We start from the raw sequence: 14,835 nt of genomic DNA on the forward strand, positions 1-14,835 counted from the left end.
CTCCAGCGTCCAGGCGGCGAGCCGGCGGACGCGGGCCGCGGCGTCGCGCACCCGCTCCTCGGACAGCTCGCCGGCACGCACGGCCGCCACGACGGCGTCGCGCAGGCGGACGGCCGTCCCCTCGTCGGCGTGGTCGCCGCCCACGCAGATGGCGTCGGCGCCGGCGGCGAGCGCGCGCACCGTGGCGCCCTCCAGCCCGTACGCCCGGCGCACGCCCTGCATCTCGATGCCGTCGGTGACGATCAGGCCCTCGAAGCCGAGCTCCTCGCGGAGCAGCCCGGTCAGGATGCGCCGGCTCAGGGTGGCGGGCAGCTCCGGGTCGTACGCCGGCACGAGCAGGTGACCCGTCATGACCGCCTGGACCCCGGCCGCGATCGCCGCCCGGAACGGCACCAGCTCGCATTCCCGCAGCCGGGCCCGGTCGTGACCGATGACGGGGAGGTCCTGGTGCGAGTCGACGGCGGTGTCGCCGTGGCCCGGGAAGTGTTTGGCGCAGGCGGCCACCCCGGCGTCCTGCAGCCCGCGGATCCAGGCCGCGCCGTGCCGGGCGACCAGGTGCGGCTCGGCGCCGAACGCGCGTACCCCGATGATCGGGTTGTCGGGGTTGTTGTTGACGTCCGTGTCCGGCGCGTAGTCGAGGGTGATGCCCGCGTGGGCCAGCTCGAAGCCCAGGTCCCGGGCCACGGCCTCGGTGAGCTCCGGATCGTCGACGGCACCCAGGCCGAGGTTGCCGGGACGGGAACTGCCGTGCCGCGACTCGAACCGGGTGACGTCGCCCGCCTCCTCGTCGATGGCCACGATGACGTCGGGCCGCTCGGCGCGCAGCTGGGCGGTCAGCGCCGCGACCTGCGCGGGCGACTCGACGTTGCGGGCGAACAGGGCGACGCCGCCGAGCCCCTCCGCGAGCCGGCGGCGCACCCAGTCGGGCACCGTCGTGCCGGCGAACCCGGGCTGCAACACCGTGGCCGCGAGCTCGGGCAGTTCGCCATAAATCGGCATGAGTCCGTATACCTCCGGTGACGGTCGACGCCCTATGGTCGCCCACGCCGGCGGCTTCAGTCAACAAACCTTTCTATTAGACCCGGTAGGCTCCGCCCGTGTCTGGTGTCGACTGGTCCGAGGTGCACGCCGTACGCCTGCTCGGTGTCGCCCTCGCGGCGCTGATCCTGCTCTGGGCCATCAGGAGAATGTTCGGCGGCAAGTAACCGGGGTATCCGCCCGGTATGCGAATCGGATACTTCCTGTCCAGCGAGGAGTACACCCCCGCCGAGCTGATCGCGCAGGCCGAGGGGGCGGAGCGGGCCGGCTTCTCGGCACTGTGGATCTCCGACCACTACCACCCCTGGGTCGACGCGCAGGGGCAGAGCCCGTTCGTCTGGTCGATGATCGGGGCGCTCAGCCAGGCCTCCCGGCTGCCCATCACCACCGCGGTGACCTGCCCCACCGTGCGCATCCACCCGGCCGTCATCGCCCAGGCCGCCGCGACCAGCGCCGTCCTGACCGGAGGGAGGTTCCGGCTCGGCGTGGGCACCGGCGAGGCGCTCAACGAGCACATCCTCGGCGACGCCTGGCCCGAGACGGAGGTACGCCTCGAGATGCTCGAGGAGGCCGTCGAGATCATGCGCGAGCTCTGGAAGGGCGGCGTGGTCTCGCACCGCGGCAAGCACTACACGGTCGAGAACGCCCGGATCTACACGCTGCCCGAGAAGCCGGTCGAGATCCTGGTCTCCGGCTTCGGGCCGAAGGCGGTCGACGTGGCCGCCCGCATCGGCGAGGGGTACATCCACGTCAGCCCGGACGGCGAGATGGTGCGCAGGTTCCGCTCCTCCGGCGGCGGCGACCGGGTCTGCCAGGCCGGGTTCAAGGCGGCGTTCGCGGCCACCGAGGACGAGGGCGCGCGGATCGCGTACGAGAAATGGCCGAACGCCGGCGTGCCCGGCGAGCTGTCCCAGGTCCTGCCCTCGCCGAAGCACTTCGAGCAGGCGTCCCAGCTCGTCACGCAAGACATGATCAAGGAGGCGTTCGTCTGCGGCAACGACCCGCAGGCCCACCTCGAGATGATCGACAAATACGCCCAGGCCGGCTTCGACGAGGTCTACGTCGCCAACTCCGGGCCGCATTGGCAAGGTCTCTTCGACCTGTACGCGGAGCACGTCCTGCCCAAGCTGTCGTAGCGTTTCGGTGTCGACCCGCCGGGGCACAATGGCCGCGCGATGAAGATCCCCGTCTACGGGCCACGTCTGCGCAGGGCCGCCCGCAAACACTTCGGCTGGCCCTCGCTGCGCCCCGGCCAGTTCAAGCCCATGCGAGCCGTGCTGCGGCGCAAGGACGCCCTGGTCGTCCTCCCCACCGGCGCGGGCAAGTCGGCGATCTACCAGATCCCCGCGGTCCTGCTGCCCGGGCCCACGGTGGTGATCTCGCCGCTGCTGGCCCTGCAGCAGGACCAGCTCGCCGCGCTCAACGAGCGCGACGACCCCAAGGTCCGCGCGGTCCGGGTCAGCAGCGCGGAGACCCCGGCGCAGCAGCGCGAGGCGATCCGGGAGGTGCAGGAGGGTCGCGCGGAGTTCCTCTTCATCACCCCCGAGCAGCTCAGCGACCCCCAGCGGATGGCGGAGGTGCGCGCCCTGCGACCCGGCCTGGTGGCCGTGGACGAGGCGCACTGCATCTCGGCCTGGGGGCACGACTTCCGCCCCGACTACCTGTCGCTGGGCCACCTCATCAAGGGCATCGGCCGCCCGCCGGTGCTGGCCCTGACCGCCACCGCCTCGCCGCCGGTGCGCGAGGACATCATCGAGCGGCTGCAGCTGCGCCGCCCCGAGATCCACGTGTCCGGACTGGACCGGCGCAACCTCTTCCTGGAGGTGGCCCACTGCCCGGACGAGGACTACCGGTGGCGGCGGCTCACCGCGCTGCTGGACGACTCGCCGCGGCCGGGCATCGTCTACGTCGCCACCCGCCGCGCCGCCGAGGACCTCGCCGCGCGGCTCACCGACGCCGGGTACGCCGCCGACTTCTACCACGGCGGGATGGCGGCCGGGGCGCGCCGGCAGCGGCACGAGGACTTCACCGACGACCGGGTCGGCATCATGGTGGCCACCTCGGCGTTCGGCATGGGCATCGACAAGCCGAACATCCGCTGGGTCGCGCACGTCGCCCTACCGGACTCCCCGGACAGCTACTTCCAGGAGATCGGCCGGATGGGCCGCGACGGCGAACAAAGCCGGGCGCTGCTGCTCTGGCGCGCCGAGGACGAGGCCATCCAGCGGTTCTTCACCGGCGGCGCCCCGGACGTCACCGAGCTGCGCGAGCTCGCCGCCGCGCTGCGCGCCGGACCGGCGACGAAGACCGCGCTGAAGGAGAACACCGGGCTCGGCCCGCGCAAGCTCGGCCAGTTCCTCGCCCTGCTCGAGCAGGTCGGTGCGGCCACCGCGGGCCAGGGCAACAAGTGGACGGTGCCGGTCTTCGCCCCGCTTCCGGCCGCGGCGGCGGAGGCGGCGGTCGCGGCGTACGAGCGCCAGCAGGTCGTCCAGCGGTCACGCACCGACATGATGCGCGGCTTCGCCGAGACCCGCGCCTGCCGCATCCAGACCCTGCTCGCCTACTTCGGTGAGGACGTGCGCAAACCCTGCGGCCACTGCGACAACTGCGTCGAGGGCGTCGCCGCCGACGTCGAGGAGGCCACCGGCGACGAACCGTTCGCGGTGCACAGCACCGTGCGGCACCCGGAGTGGGGTCCCGGCATGGTGATGGGCTACGAGGAAGATCGGGTGACGGTGCTCTTCGAGGAGGTCGGTTACAAGACCCTCTCCGTACCCGTGGTCGAGGAGCATGCTCTGCTGGTCGCCGAGAAGAGGAAGTGAGGACATCCGTGACGGACGAACCGTTGTACGCGAAGTTCGGTTTCACCGACGCCGAGTGGGGGCTGCTCGTCGGCCTGCCGCAGTCGGTGCTGACCGCCGCGAGCGTGGCGACGCACGACAGCGCCCGCAAGACCCGCCAGGAGACCGCGGCGGGCCTCGACGAGATCTCGGACGCCCGGGCCTCGGCGAGCCCGCTGGTGACCGCGGTCGCCGGCGCGGTGCTCGACGCGACCGGCGACCCGGACCGCGGCGAGGAGCTGCCCGCCATCGAGCCCGCGGACCCGGTCGGCTACGCCCAGGACGTCGTGACGCGGGCGCGGGAGGCGGCGGCGCTGCTGTCCGCCAAGGCCGCCCCCTCCGACGCGGAGACGTACAAGCACTGGCTGGTGGAGATCGCCGAGAGCGTGGTCGGCGCGGCCTCGACCGGCGGCGTACTGGGGATCGGCGGCGACCAGGTCACCGAGAGCGAGCGCGCCTTCCGCGACGAGCTGGCGAAGGCCCTCGCGGGCTGACCGTCCGTCCCCGCCTGCGCCCGTCAGCCGTCGGCGGTGCCGAGCAGGCCGCGGGCGAAGGCGGTGGCGACGGCCGCCGCCCGGTCGCGCACGCCCAGCTTCGCGTACGCGTGCAGCAGGTGGGTCTTGACCGTCGCCTCGCTGATGAACAGCCGCGAGGCCGCCTCCCGGTTGGTGCATCCCCGCGCGATCAGGCCGAGCACCTCCCGCTCGCGCGCGCTCAGCGGCTCCCGCTCGGGTGCGCGCAGCCGGCCCATCAGCCGGCCCGCCACCGCCGGCGAGAGCACCGCCTCGCCCCGGTGCGCCGCCACGACCGCCCGGAACAGCTCCTCCCGCGGGGTGTCCTTGAGCAGATAGCCGGTCGCCCCCGCCTGGATCGCGGGCAGCACGTCGCCGTCGGTGTCGTAGGTGGTCAGCACCAGGACCCGGGCCGGGCAGCCCTGCTCGCGCAGCGCCCGGATGGTGCTGACCCCGTCCATGCCCGGCATCCTCAGGTCCATCAGCACCACGTCGAGGTCGGCGGCGCGGGCCACCGCCAGCGCCTCCCGCCCGTCGGCCGCCTCGCCGCGCACCTCGAAGCGGTCGTCACCGGCGAACATGCCGCGCAGGCCGTCGCGGACCACCGGGTGGTCGTCGACGATCAGCAGGCCGATCACGCGGCGGCTCCCGCCGGGATCGCCGGGACGCAGGCGGAGACGGCCGTTCCGGCGCCCGGGTGCGACTCGACCGCCAGGGTGCCCGCGATCCGCCGTACCCGCTCGCGCATGGCCGTGAGGCCGTAACCGCCGTCGTCCGCGCACGGGCGGGGGGCGGCCGGGTCGAAGCCCCTGCCGTCGTCGTGGACGTCGAGCGTCACCAGATCCTCCAGATAGGACAAGGTCAGGGCCACCCGCCGCGCGCCGGCGTGCCGGGCCACGTTGGCGAGCGCCTCCTGCGCCGTACGCAGCAGGGCGGTCTCGATCTCGGGCAGCAGCGGACGGGCGGTGCCCGTGGTGATCAGCTCCGCGGGCACGCCGTGCCGTGCCGACCAGCCGTCGACCACGCCGGCGAGGGCGTCCGGCAGCGTGGCCGCGTCCAGCGGCTCGGGGCGCAGAGCACGGACCGAGCGCCGCGCCTCGGCCAGGCTCTCCCGGGCCAGCCGCCGGGCGTTGCCCAGGTGCCGCCGCCGGTCCGCCGGGCGGCCGTCCGCCTGCTCGGCCGCCTCGAGCTGGGTGACGATGCCGGTGAGCCCCTGGGCGAGCACATCGTGGATCTCCCCGGCCAGCCGCTGCCGCTCGTCGCGGACCCCGGCCTCGCGCGCCTGCACCACCAGTCTTGCCTGGAGGCCGGCGTTCTCGGCCAGGGCGGCGGCGAGCTCGTCGTTGGCCTGCGCGAGGCGGCGTACCATCTCGGCGCGCTGCGCATGATGTTCCCGCGTCCTGGTGGCGAGGACGGTCATCGCCGTGCCGATCGCCACGTTGAGGGCCACGACCACCGCGAGGGTGCCCCAGTCGTCCGGCACCCGGACGGCCCCCGCGCCGCCCACCTGGGCCATCGCGGTGCACACGCCGACCCCGGCGGCGCCGAGCAGCCTGCCGCGGCCGCGCAGCGCGTGCATCACATGGACGTAGCCGGTCCAGGCGAAGAAGCCGTACAGCGGGTTGGTCCAGACCAGCGCCGCGATGAGCGTGAGCAGGCCGGTGAACCATGCCGCGCCGGGCCGGCGCCATCGCGTCCACGACAGCCAGCCGGCGGTGACCGCGGCGACCGCGAACGACACCGGCAGCGGCTGCCGCGCGATCTCCCCGGTGTCGCTGGCCAGGAGCACCAGCACGGTCGATCCGGCCAGCGCCGCATACGGCAGCAGCCCGAGCCGCCGGTCGCCGCCGTCCACCAACACCGTCTTCCACCTCCCCCTGCGCCGACCCCACGGTAGGCGATGCCCGGCCGGCTCACGAACCGGTCGTCAGGCCGGGTGCAGGCGGCCGCGGAGGAAGGCGAGGATCTCGCGGCGCCCGTGGTCGGCCACGGGATCCAGCGCCCCCGTGACGACCAGCGCCGGCGGCAGGCCGGCGAGGCTGTCGAACCGCAGCGGGGACACGCTGCGGGCGTCGAGCGACGCCGGCACGCTCAGCCTGCGGTACGTGCGCAGCTGAGCCGGCGAGAGCCCGGGACTCCCGGCGTTCGCGGCGATCGACGGGTAGCCGGTCAGCCGGACGAGCGTGTCGTAGCCGTCCTCGACCGGCGCCGGCAACGGCTGTCCCGGGGCGAGGCGGTACCCCACCGACACGACCACCGCCGGGCAACGGGCCGCAAGGCGGCTGTTGAGCCAGTCGTTCTGCGCCGGGGCGCCGGCGACGAAGCCTCCACCGTGGAACGACAGGACCAGCGACAGTCGCGGGCCGGCGTTTCCCGGCCGGTGCACCCGCAGCGTCAGGCGACGGCCCGGAAGGTCGATCGTGCGCTCCTCGATGCGGGCGCGGCGGTCGGGCAGGCCGGTGACGAGCCGCGCCGCGCGCGACGTCGCCGTCCTCACCGAGATGGTGCGGCGCGCCTTCTAGGCGACGGCCTCGGCCTCGTTGGTGCGGCGCCCGGCGACCGCCGAGTAGACCGAGCCGAGCTGCGACGCCACCCGCTTCCAGGAGTACGCCTGGCGCGCCCGGTCCAGCGCCGCCGTCGCGTACGCGAAGCGCCGTACCTTGTCGTTGACCAGGCGCCGCAGGGCGCCGCCGAGCGCGCGCGGGTCGCGGGCCGGCACCAGGTCGCCGGTGAGGCCGTCCACGACCGTCTCGTTGAGACCGCCGATGGCGGTCCCGACGACCGGGACGCCGCAGGCCATCGCCTCGAGCGGGGCCAGCTCGAACTGCTCCTGCCAGGGCGCGGCGACGAACAGGTCGGCCGAGCGGTACCAGCGGGGCATGTCCGTGGCCGGGACGCCGCCGACGAGCCGCACCCGGTCGGCGACCTGGCAGCGCTCGGCGATGGCCCGCAGCTTCTCCGCCTGCGGGTCGGCCGCGAGCTGCCGCGCGGGCGGGCCGCCCACGACGACGCACTCGGCGCCCGGCACGTACCGCATGGCCTCGATGACGTCACCGAAGCCCTTGCGCTCGACGAGACGGCCGACGCTGAGGATGCGGGGGCGCTCGGGGTCCCGCTCGGCGGCCGGCCCGTCCGGTGTGAAGCGCTCACTGTCGACACCGGCCGGTACGACCGCCAGCCGGGCGCGGGGCACACCGATGCGGATCAGGCCGCGCAGCTCGTCCTGGCTCTGGGCGACCACCCGGTCGACGGCCCGGCCCAGCGCGCGCTCGTAGCCGGTACGGGAGGCGCCCGGCCCGGGCTGCGTCCCGGTCGCGATCTCGTGGAAGGACTGCACGACCGGCACGCCGACCTGGCGCGCGGCCGTGATGGCCGCCAGGCCGCTGGTCCAGTAGTGCGCATGGGCCACGTCGGGCAGCCAGTCGGTGTCACGCCACTCGGTGCGCAGCCACTGCGCGAAGTCGGCCATGTGCCGCGGCAGCTCGTTCTCCGGCAGCGTCTGTGCCGGTCCGGCCGGCACGTGCAGCACGCGGACCCCGCCGGTGAGCGTGGCGATGGCGGGCAGCTCGGGGTCGTCGCGGCGGGTGTAGACGCGGACGTCGTGACCGAGCTCGGCCAGGGCCGCGGAGAGCTCCGCGACGTGCCGCTGCTGGGCGCCGGCCGGGGCGTCCCCGGCGGGCAGCGGGCTCGCCTGCTCCGAGATCATCGCGATGCGCAAGTCATCCTCCTGGCGACAAGCTTCATTCCGGGAGAAGACCGGAGTCGAGGTGGCGATACGCGGTGGTCTTGCCCGTCGCCCGAAAGCGTAAACATCGCCTGGTGGGGGTATGCCGGACTCGTGGCTATCGTGCAGCGTATCGTTCCGGCCCGTCCGGACCAGGTGTTCGCCGTCCTCGCGGACGGGTGGACCTACAGCGACTGGGTCGTCGGCACGGTTCACATCCGGGACGTGGATCCCGGATGGCCGAATCCGGGCTCGCGACTGCATCACAAGGCCGGCCCCTGGCCGTTCTCCCTGCACGAGAGCTCGGAGGTGCTGGCCTGCGTGCCCGAGCGCGAGCTGACGATCCGCGCCGGCCTCTGGCCCCTGGGCGAGGCGCACGTGCGGATCCTGCTCGAGCCGGTCGAGGGCGGCCGGACCCGGATCACGATGGAGGAGACGTTCGGCGCCGGTCCGCTGCGCTGGGTGCACACCAAGCTCAACGATCTGGTGCTGCACCGGCGCAACATCGAGTCGCTGCGACGCCTCTGCGACATCGCCACGCGGGAGAAGAGCCGCCCGTGAGCCAGAACGTGGTGATCACCGGCGGCAGCGCCGGCGTCGGCCGCGCCGTGGCCGTGGCCTACGCCCGGCGCGGGGCCCGGGTGGCCCTGCTCGCCCGCGGCCGCGCCGGCCTGGAGGGCGCGTCCCTGGAGGTCCGCGCCGCCGGGGCGGCCGACGTGCGCACCTACCGGGTCGACGTGGCGGACGCGGCGGCGGTGCAGGACGCGGCCGACGACGTGGCGGCGGCCTGGGGCGGCATCGACGTGTGGGTGAACGACGCGATGGCGTCGGTCTTCGCGCCCGCCTGGGAGGTCAGCCCGGCCGAGTACCGCCGGGTCACCGAGGTCAACTACCTGGGCACGGTCCACGGCACGCTGGCCGCCCTGCGCCACATGCGCCCGGCCGGCCGCGGCGCCATCGTGCAGATCGGCTCGGCGCTGGCGTACCGGGGGATCCCGTTGCAGGCGGCGTACTGCGCCTCGAAGCACGCGATCCAGGGCTTCAACGACTCCCTGCGCGCGGAGCTGCTGCACGACGGCGACCGGGTCAAGCTCTCCATGGTCCAGCTCCCGGCCGTGAACACCCCGCAGTTCTCCTGGGTACGCACCCGGCTGCCCCGCCATCCCCAGCCGGTCCCGCCGATCTACCAGCCGGAGGTGGTGGCCCGCGCGGTGCTCTGGGTCGCCGACCGGGGCAAGCGCGAGATCAACGTGGGCGGGCCCACCCTGAAGACGCGCCTGGGCAACATCGTGGCGCCGGCGTACCTGGACCGCCTGCTGTCGCAGGACAAGCGCGGCTACCAGGGTCAGCAGACCGGCGAGCCGGTGGACCTGGCCACCTGGCAGGACAACGTCGACAAGCCGGTCGACGAGGACCGGGACTTCGGGGCGCACGGCGTCTTCGACGCGCAGAGCCGGACGCATTCGTTCGCGCTCTGGGCGACCATGCACAAGCCGCTGGTCACCGCGGCCGTGGGCGCCGGACTGGGGGCCGTCGCGGCCGGGCTGCTGCGCCGCCGCTGATCCACCTGCCGTCCGCCGCGCCGCGGCGGGCGGCCGCTCAGCGGTAGATCGCGGCGTGCGCGGCGTCGATCACCGCCTGGTAGGCCCGCCCGGTCAGGAAACGGTGGCGGGAGAGCGCCGCGCGGGCCGCGTTGGCCCCCGGGGCGCCGTGCACGCCGCCGCCCGGATGGGCCGACGCGCTGGCCAGGAAGAGCCGGTCCACCGGGGTGTCCGCCCGGCCCAGCCCGGGGATCGGGCGCAGGAACAGCTGCTGGAACGCCGCGGCCGTACCGCCGCCGAGCGCGCCGCCGACCAGCGAGGGGTTCTCCGCCTCCAGGCCGGCCGGGGAGAACACGTTGCGCCCGGTGACCATGCGCCCGAAGCCGGGGGCGTGCTCCTCGAGCACCGCCTCCATGCGGGCGACGTGCGCTTCGATCTCGGCCGGCTCCCAGTGGGCCCGGTGCGGCAGGTGGGTGTACGCCCACACCGACTCGGTCCCCTCCGGCGAGTGCGACGGGTCCGCCGTCGTCATCTGCCCGAGCAGCAGGAACGGGTGCGGCGGCATCGAGTCGGTGGCGAGGTGCGCCGAGTAGCGGGTCAGGCCGTCGAGGTCCGCGCCGAGGTGCACGGTGCCCGCGCCGGCGGCGGCCGGGTTCTTCCACGGCATCTTGCCGTCGACCGCCCAGTCCACCTTGACCGTGGCGCCGTCCCAGCGGAAGAAGGCGAGGTCCTCCACGAGCCGCGGCGGCAGCCAGCGCTCGCCGACCAGGTCCAGGTAGAGCGCCGGGGCCGGGACGTCCGCGACCACCGCCCGGCAGGCGCGCCAGTTGCGGCCGTCCGCGCTGCGCACGCCCATCGCCTTGCCCCCGCCGACCAGGACCCGCGTGACCGGGGTCTCGTAGTCGATCCGGCCGCCGCGCTCCAGCAGGCGGTCCACCAGCGCGCTGGTGATCCGCTGGGCGCCGCCGACCGGGACCGGCCAGCCGTACTGCTGGCCGAGCATGGCGAGCAGCCAGCCGTAGACCCCTCCCCCGGCCTCCTCCGGCGACAGGTCGGTGTGCAGCGCGCAGCCGGCCAGGGCGAGCTGGGCGCCCTCGCCCCGGAACAGCTCGCTGCCGAGCTCGCGGACGGACAGCACCAGGCGCCGGGCCAGCCGCAGCGAGCCGCCGACGCCCAGCCGGCGGGCCAGGCCCAGGCCGGGCCGCACCGGCGGGAACGGCGTGAAGAGCACCTTCAGCATGTCGTCGGAGACGGCGCACCAGTCGTCGTACGCATGCTTCCAGCGTTCCCCGTCGCCCGCCGCGAACTCGTCCATCGACGCCATGGTCGTCGCCAGGTCACGGTTGACCGTGGCCGCCCGGCCGTCGGGCAGCAGGTGGGTCAGCACGTCGGGTGCGTGGGTCCACTCCAGGCCGTACGCGTCCAGGTCCAGGCCCTGCAGCACCGGGGAGGCGAAGCCGAGCGGATAGAAGGAGCTGAAGAGGTCGCTGAGGTATCCGGGCGCGGTCACATAGCCGGAGCGGACCGCGCCGCCGGGATGCGGGGTCGCCTCGAGGACCTGGACGTCCCATCCCGCGTCGGCGAGCAGGTTCGCCGCTACCAGGCCGTTGTGTCCCGCACCGATGACGATTGCGTCCGCTCGTTCCACGGCCGGACCGTACCCCGCCCGGTTTGCGGCAAACCCCCTTTGGGTAGTGATCAATGCGCATACAGTGACGGATGGGAGCCGGATCCGATGACAGCCGCCACGACCCGGCCGACCGTACGGCCCCTGCCCCGCGGCATCCGCCAACTGCGCTGGTCGACCTGGAAGGGCGTGCTGTGGCGCAGCGCCAACGGCTACCTCGACGACGAGTGCGCCGATCTGGCCGCCGCCCTCACCTACAACGCCGTGCTGGCGGTCTTCCCGGTCGCGATCGTCGTGGTCGCCCTGGTCAACCTCGTGACCGACGGGCGTACGGCGGTGGCCACCATCCTGGGCATCCTGGAGGACCTCGGCGCCGGCTCGGTCGTCGGCGACGAGAACTTCCGGGCGGTGCTGGACGCGGTCATCGTCGAGCAGGGCTCCCCCAAGACGCTGCTGGGCTTCGGCCTGCTGGGCGCGCTGTGGTCGGCGTCGGCCTACGTGGGCGTGTTCACCCGCGCGTCGAACCGGATCTACGGGGTCAAGGAGGGACGCCCCGTCTGGAAGCTGCGGCCGCTGCAGATCGGCCTGAGCGCCATCGCCCTGGTCCTCATGGCGCTGGTCGGAACCGGACTGGTGATCAGCGGCCCGGTGGTCGACGCGGTGGGCAACGTCCTGCACGCCGGCAGCAGCGCGCGCCTGGCCTGGTCGATCGGGCGCTGGCCGGTGCTGGTGATGATCCTGATGCTGCTGCTGTCCCTGCTGTTCTGGATCGCGCCCAACGTGCGGCAGCCCCGCTTCCGCTGGCTCACCCTCGGCGGCGCGGTGGCCCTGCTGGTGTGGGTCCTCGCCTCCTTCGGCTTCGGGCTGTACGTCGCCAACTTCGGCTCGTACGACGAGACGTACGGCAGCCTCGGCGCGATCATCGCCTTCCTGGTCTGGCTCTACCTGGCCAACTCCGCGCTGATGCTGGGCGTGGAGATCAACGCCGAGGTGCAGCGGGGCCGGCACCTGCAGGCGGGCGAGACGGATCCGGACCCGCCGCTGCCGCCGAAGGAGCCCGCGGACGACGAGCGGGACACGACGGTTTAGCCGCCGGGGCGCCGGGCACCTTGAGCGCAGGCGGGAAAGCCATAAGGAGGGAAACACCGTGAGTACAGTCACCGAGTCCGTTGACGTCAACGTGCCGGTACGCACCGCGTACAACCAGTGGACCCAGTTCGAGGAATTCCCCCGGTTCATGGGCGGCGTGACGGAGATCCGTCAGCTCGACGACACGACGACCCACTGGAAGACGAACATCGACGGGGTGAAGCGGGAGTTCGACGCCAAGATCACCGAGCAGCTTCCCGACGAGCGGGTGGCCTGGACCACCATCGAGGGCAGCAAGCAGGCCGGCGTCGTGACCTTCCACCGCCTGGACGAGACCCACACCCGGGTCACGTGCCAGATGGACTTCGAACCCGACGGAGTGGTGGAGCAGGCCGGCGACAAGCTGGGCTTCCTCGACCGTCAGGTGAAGGGCGACCTCAAGCGCTTCAAGGAGTACATCGAGGGCCGTGGCGGCGTCGAGACCGGCGCCTGGCGCGGCGAGGTGGACCGCCCGCAGCCGTGAGGCAACCTCCGCGATCGAAGGCCGCCGGGATTCCGGCGGCCTTTCGTGGGTACGCGGTAGAGCATGACTGATCGCGAGAACGACGGCGTGTGGCGCGACGAGGACAAGCTCTCCACCAAGGCCCTCGGCGACGCCATGGCCAGCTGGGACACCGACGGACAGGGCGACCCGACCGGCAACGACGCGGGCGCGGAACAGGCGTTCGGCCACGACGTGCACGTGCCGGACGAGCACGGCCGGACGGACCCGGACCGGGAGTTCCGGCCGAGCACCACCGGGCGCACCGGCCCGCACTGAGGCCCTCCCGGGGCGCGGCCCGGCCCTGCACCGGCACTGCGGGTTCAGCCCCAGACCGTCACGCTGCCGACCTCGGCGGCGGCGTCGACCTGGTAGCGGTTGCGGGCCGCGGCCCAGCCGGGCGGCGCGACGGCGGCGCCCGGCGCGGCCGGGGCCCGATCCGCCCACGGCACCGCGACGAGGCCCGCGCCCGCCCGGAGCCGCAGCTTGACGGCGGTTCCGGCGGGCACCGCGACGGCCAGCTCGCCGACCGTGCCGGTCAGGCTGATCGGCACGGCACCCGCCGGGTGCGGCAGCCGCATGCTGACCAGCCCGGCCCCGGAGAGTTCCAGCCGCCGTACCCGGCCCGCGGCGAGGTCCAAATGATGTTCCCCGGCACCCGCGGGCAGCCGCAGATCCCACCGGACCTGCCGGTTGAGCAGCACCTCGACGGTGTCGGGGCCGTCGCCGCCGGTCGGCACGAGGGCCAGGCGTACCCGTCCCGCCACGCCGGTGACCTGCGGCGCCAGCCCCGAGTCCGCCGGGGTGGTGACCCGGTAGAGCAGGCCGGGCAGCTCCGCGAGCCGCACCTCGACCCGGGAGGCGGCGTCGCGCACGGTGAGGAAGGCCGCCGTACGCCCGTGCAGCGCGCCGGCCTGGACGTGCGGCTGCGGTCCGTCGTCGGCGGGCACCTGGCGGGCGGCGAGGGTGGTCACCGGTGCGCACGCGGCCAGCGCCACGACCAGCAGCGCGAGGGCGGCGGGGGCGGTGAGCCGCCGCAGGTTTTTCTCCACGAAAGGTACAAACGCCGGAGAACCCCACAAAGAACGCAATAAGCCGGCACGAACTCCGGGCGGACCCCCTGCCGATTGCCCCAAGAGCCCCATGAGCAGCAGAAACAGGCCGCACGTACCAGCGGTGCGAGGACGGCAACGCTGCGCACTGGGCACCATCGGTCAACCCACCATCGGCCGAATGGGTGACGGCGAAGCGCCCGAATCCGGCAACACTAGCCGGATGCGATCTGCCGGTTTCCTCTCCGAGCGTCAGCGCCGTCTCGCCTGGGTGGGTTTTCTGCTTGCCGCGTTCCAGGCGCCCGTGGCGGCGTCGCTCATCGATGACGCCTCGTGGCTCTTCGCGGTCGTCGTGGCCCTCCTGGTCGCCACGGTGATCATCGCCGACGACGCCGAGCGCCGCCGCCCGCGCGCCGAGCTCGAATAGCCACCACGGCGGGTCAGGGCAGGGCCTCGTGGCCCGCCCGCCCGTGGGTACGGCGACGCTCCTTCAGCTCGGCCTCGTAGAGGTGCCGCCTGCCCTGGGCGAGCTGCTCCCGAGCATCCCGTTCGATGCCCTGGAACTCGGCGTAGTACCCGTCGTCGAACTCCTCGACCACCTGGAACGTCCAGCGGCCGGGGAGCACGTTGCGCCCGATCAGCTCGTGCTGGATGCGCTGCGCCAGCGCCGGGTGGCCCGCGCGCTCGAAGAGCTCCACGGCGTCGTCGAGCTTGAAGTCGGCCTCGCCGATGAGCTGGTGCACCGCATAGAGGTGGCCGCGGACGCGCTCCACCATCTCCAGGGCCTCGCTCAGCTTGCCGAGGGCTTCGACCGTGGCGTCGTCCAGCCCCGGGGGCCGGCGGTGGGCAGCGTCGGGACCATCGCTCATGC

17 protein-coding genes are annotated in these 14,835 nt (G+C 73.7%); 9 read left to right on the top strand and 8 right to left on the bottom strand.

The window, feature by feature from the left end; genetic code table 11:
• Positions 1-999: glycoside hydrolase family 3 protein (locus IEY99_RS34160; protein ID WP_229798521.1), on the bottom strand; the 999-nt coding region annotated here is incomplete at its 3' end.
• A 224-nt stretch (positions 1,000-1,223) separates the two neighbouring features.
• Between IEY99_RS34160 and IEY99_RS11865 the strand changes: the two genes are divergently transcribed.
• Genes IEY99_RS11865 through IEY99_RS11875 form a run of 3 tightly spaced genes read left to right on the top strand, consistent with a single transcriptional unit; the run spans position 1,224 to position 4,372 of the window.
• Positions 1,224-2,174 carry a TIGR03557 family F420-dependent LLM class oxidoreductase gene (locus tag IEY99_RS11865; protein ID WP_189202430.1) on the top strand — a complete coding sequence of 317 codons (951 nt, stop codon included), beginning with the start codon at positions 1,224-1,226 and terminating at the stop codon, positions 2,172-2,174.
• A 39-nt stretch (positions 2,175-2,213) separates the two neighbouring features.
• Positions 2,214-3,860, top strand: a complete 1,647-nt coding sequence (locus IEY99_RS11870) for a RecQ family ATP-dependent DNA helicase (protein ID WP_189202432.1) — start codon at positions 2,214-2,216, stop codon at positions 3,858-3,860.
• 8 nt (positions 3,861-3,868) lie between these two features.
• Entirely contained in the window at positions 3,869-4,372 is a 504-nt protein-coding gene (locus tag IEY99_RS11875; protein WP_189202434.1) for a hypothetical protein, read from the top strand.
• Between the two features lie 23 nt (positions 4,373-4,395).
• Here IEY99_RS11875 and IEY99_RS11880 read toward each other — a convergent pair whose 3' ends face one another.
• The 4 genes from IEY99_RS11880 to IEY99_RS11895 all read right to left on the bottom strand — a co-directional run bounded on the left by IEY99_RS11880 (position 4,396) and on the right by IEY99_RS11895 (position 8,108).
• Complete coding sequence (locus IEY99_RS11880; protein ID WP_189202436.1) at positions 4,396-5,028, bottom strand: response regulator; 633 nt, start codon at positions 5,026-5,028, stop codon at positions 4,396-4,398.
• Positions 5,025-6,251: a sensor histidine kinase gene (locus IEY99_RS11885; RefSeq protein ID WP_229798523.1), complete on the bottom strand. Its 1,227-nt coding sequence runs from the start codon at positions 6,249-6,251 to the stop codon at positions 5,025-5,027. Before IEY99_RS11885 ends, IEY99_RS11880 begins: the two co-directional genes overlap by 4 nt.
• Before the next feature lie 66 nt (positions 6,252-6,317).
• Positions 6,318-6,887, bottom strand: coding sequence for an alpha/beta hydrolase (locus IEY99_RS11890; protein ID WP_229798525.1), 570 nt, complete (start codon positions 6,885-6,887; stop codon positions 6,318-6,320).
• A 21-nt stretch (positions 6,888-6,908) separates the two neighbouring features.
• Positions 6,909-8,108, bottom strand: coding sequence for a glycosyltransferase (locus IEY99_RS11895; RefSeq protein ID WP_189202438.1), 1,200 nt, complete (start codon positions 8,106-8,108; stop codon positions 6,909-6,911).
• Between the two features lie 120 nt (positions 8,109-8,228).
• On the opposite strand from IEY99_RS11895, the gene IEY99_RS11900 reads away from it, so the two are divergent.
• Positions 8,229-8,675, top strand: a complete 447-nt coding sequence (locus IEY99_RS11900; protein WP_189202440.1) for an SRPBCC family protein — start codon at positions 8,229-8,231, stop codon at positions 8,673-8,675.
• The gene (locus IEY99_RS11905) at positions 8,672-9,676 is read left to right on the top strand and encodes an SDR family oxidoreductase (protein ID WP_189202442.1); all 1,005 of its coding nucleotides are present in this window, start codon (positions 8,672-8,674) and stop codon (positions 9,674-9,676) included. The genes IEY99_RS11900 and IEY99_RS11905 overlap by 4 nt, the downstream gene beginning before the upstream one ends.
• Positions 9,677-9,713: 37 nt before the next feature.
• Here IEY99_RS11905 and IEY99_RS11910 read toward each other — a convergent pair whose 3' ends face one another.
• Positions 9,714-11,303: a phytoene desaturase family protein gene (locus IEY99_RS11910; protein ID WP_189202444.1), complete on the bottom strand. Its 1,590-nt coding sequence runs from the start codon at positions 11,301-11,303 to the stop codon at positions 9,714-9,716.
• Positions 11,304-11,390: 87 nt separating this feature from the next.
• On the opposite strand from IEY99_RS11910, the gene IEY99_RS11915 reads away from it, so the two are divergent.
• The 3 genes from IEY99_RS11915 (at position 11,391) to IEY99_RS11925 (ending at position 13,191) form a co-directional block, all read left to right on the top strand.
• A complete protein-coding gene (locus tag IEY99_RS11915; RefSeq protein ID WP_189202446.1) occupies positions 11,391-12,371 on the top strand; it encodes a YihY/virulence factor BrkB family protein in 981 nt (326 codons plus the stop codon).
• A 58-nt stretch (positions 12,372-12,429) separates the two neighbouring features.
• Positions 12,430-12,894 carry an SRPBCC family protein gene (locus IEY99_RS11920; RefSeq protein WP_189202448.1) on the top strand — a complete coding sequence of 155 codons (465 nt, stop codon included), beginning with the start codon at positions 12,430-12,432 and terminating at the stop codon, positions 12,892-12,894.
• Between the two features lie 63 nt (positions 12,895-12,957).
• Positions 12,958-13,191: a hypothetical protein gene (locus IEY99_RS11925; protein ID WP_189202450.1), complete on the top strand. Its 234-nt coding sequence runs from the start codon at positions 12,958-12,960 to the stop codon at positions 13,189-13,191.
• Positions 13,192-13,235: 44 nt separating this feature from the next.
• Here IEY99_RS11925 and IEY99_RS11930 read toward each other — a convergent pair whose 3' ends face one another.
• A complete protein-coding gene (locus IEY99_RS11930) occupies positions 13,236-13,964 on the bottom strand; it encodes a hypothetical protein (protein WP_229798527.1) in 729 nt (242 codons plus the stop codon).
• Between the two features lie 223 nt (positions 13,965-14,187).
• Between IEY99_RS11930 and IEY99_RS11935 the strand changes: the two genes are divergently transcribed.
• The gene (locus IEY99_RS11935; RefSeq protein ID WP_189202452.1) at positions 14,188-14,391 is read left to right on the top strand and encodes a hypothetical protein; all 204 of its coding nucleotides are present in this window, start codon (positions 14,188-14,190) and stop codon (positions 14,389-14,391) included.
• A gap of 13 nt (positions 14,392-14,404) precedes the next feature.
• On the opposite strand, the gene IEY99_RS11940 is transcribed toward IEY99_RS11935, so the two are convergent.
• Positions 14,405-14,833, bottom strand: a complete 429-nt coding sequence (locus tag IEY99_RS11940) for a hypothetical protein (RefSeq protein ID WP_189202454.1) — start codon at positions 14,831-14,833, stop codon at positions 14,405-14,407.
• Positions 14,834-14,835: the final 2 nt, after the last annotated feature.

This window comes from Couchioplanes azureus (genome assembly GCF_014648355.1).
GTDB lineage: Bacteria > Actinomycetota > Actinomycetes > Mycobacteriales > Micromonosporaceae > Actinoplanes > Actinoplanes azureus.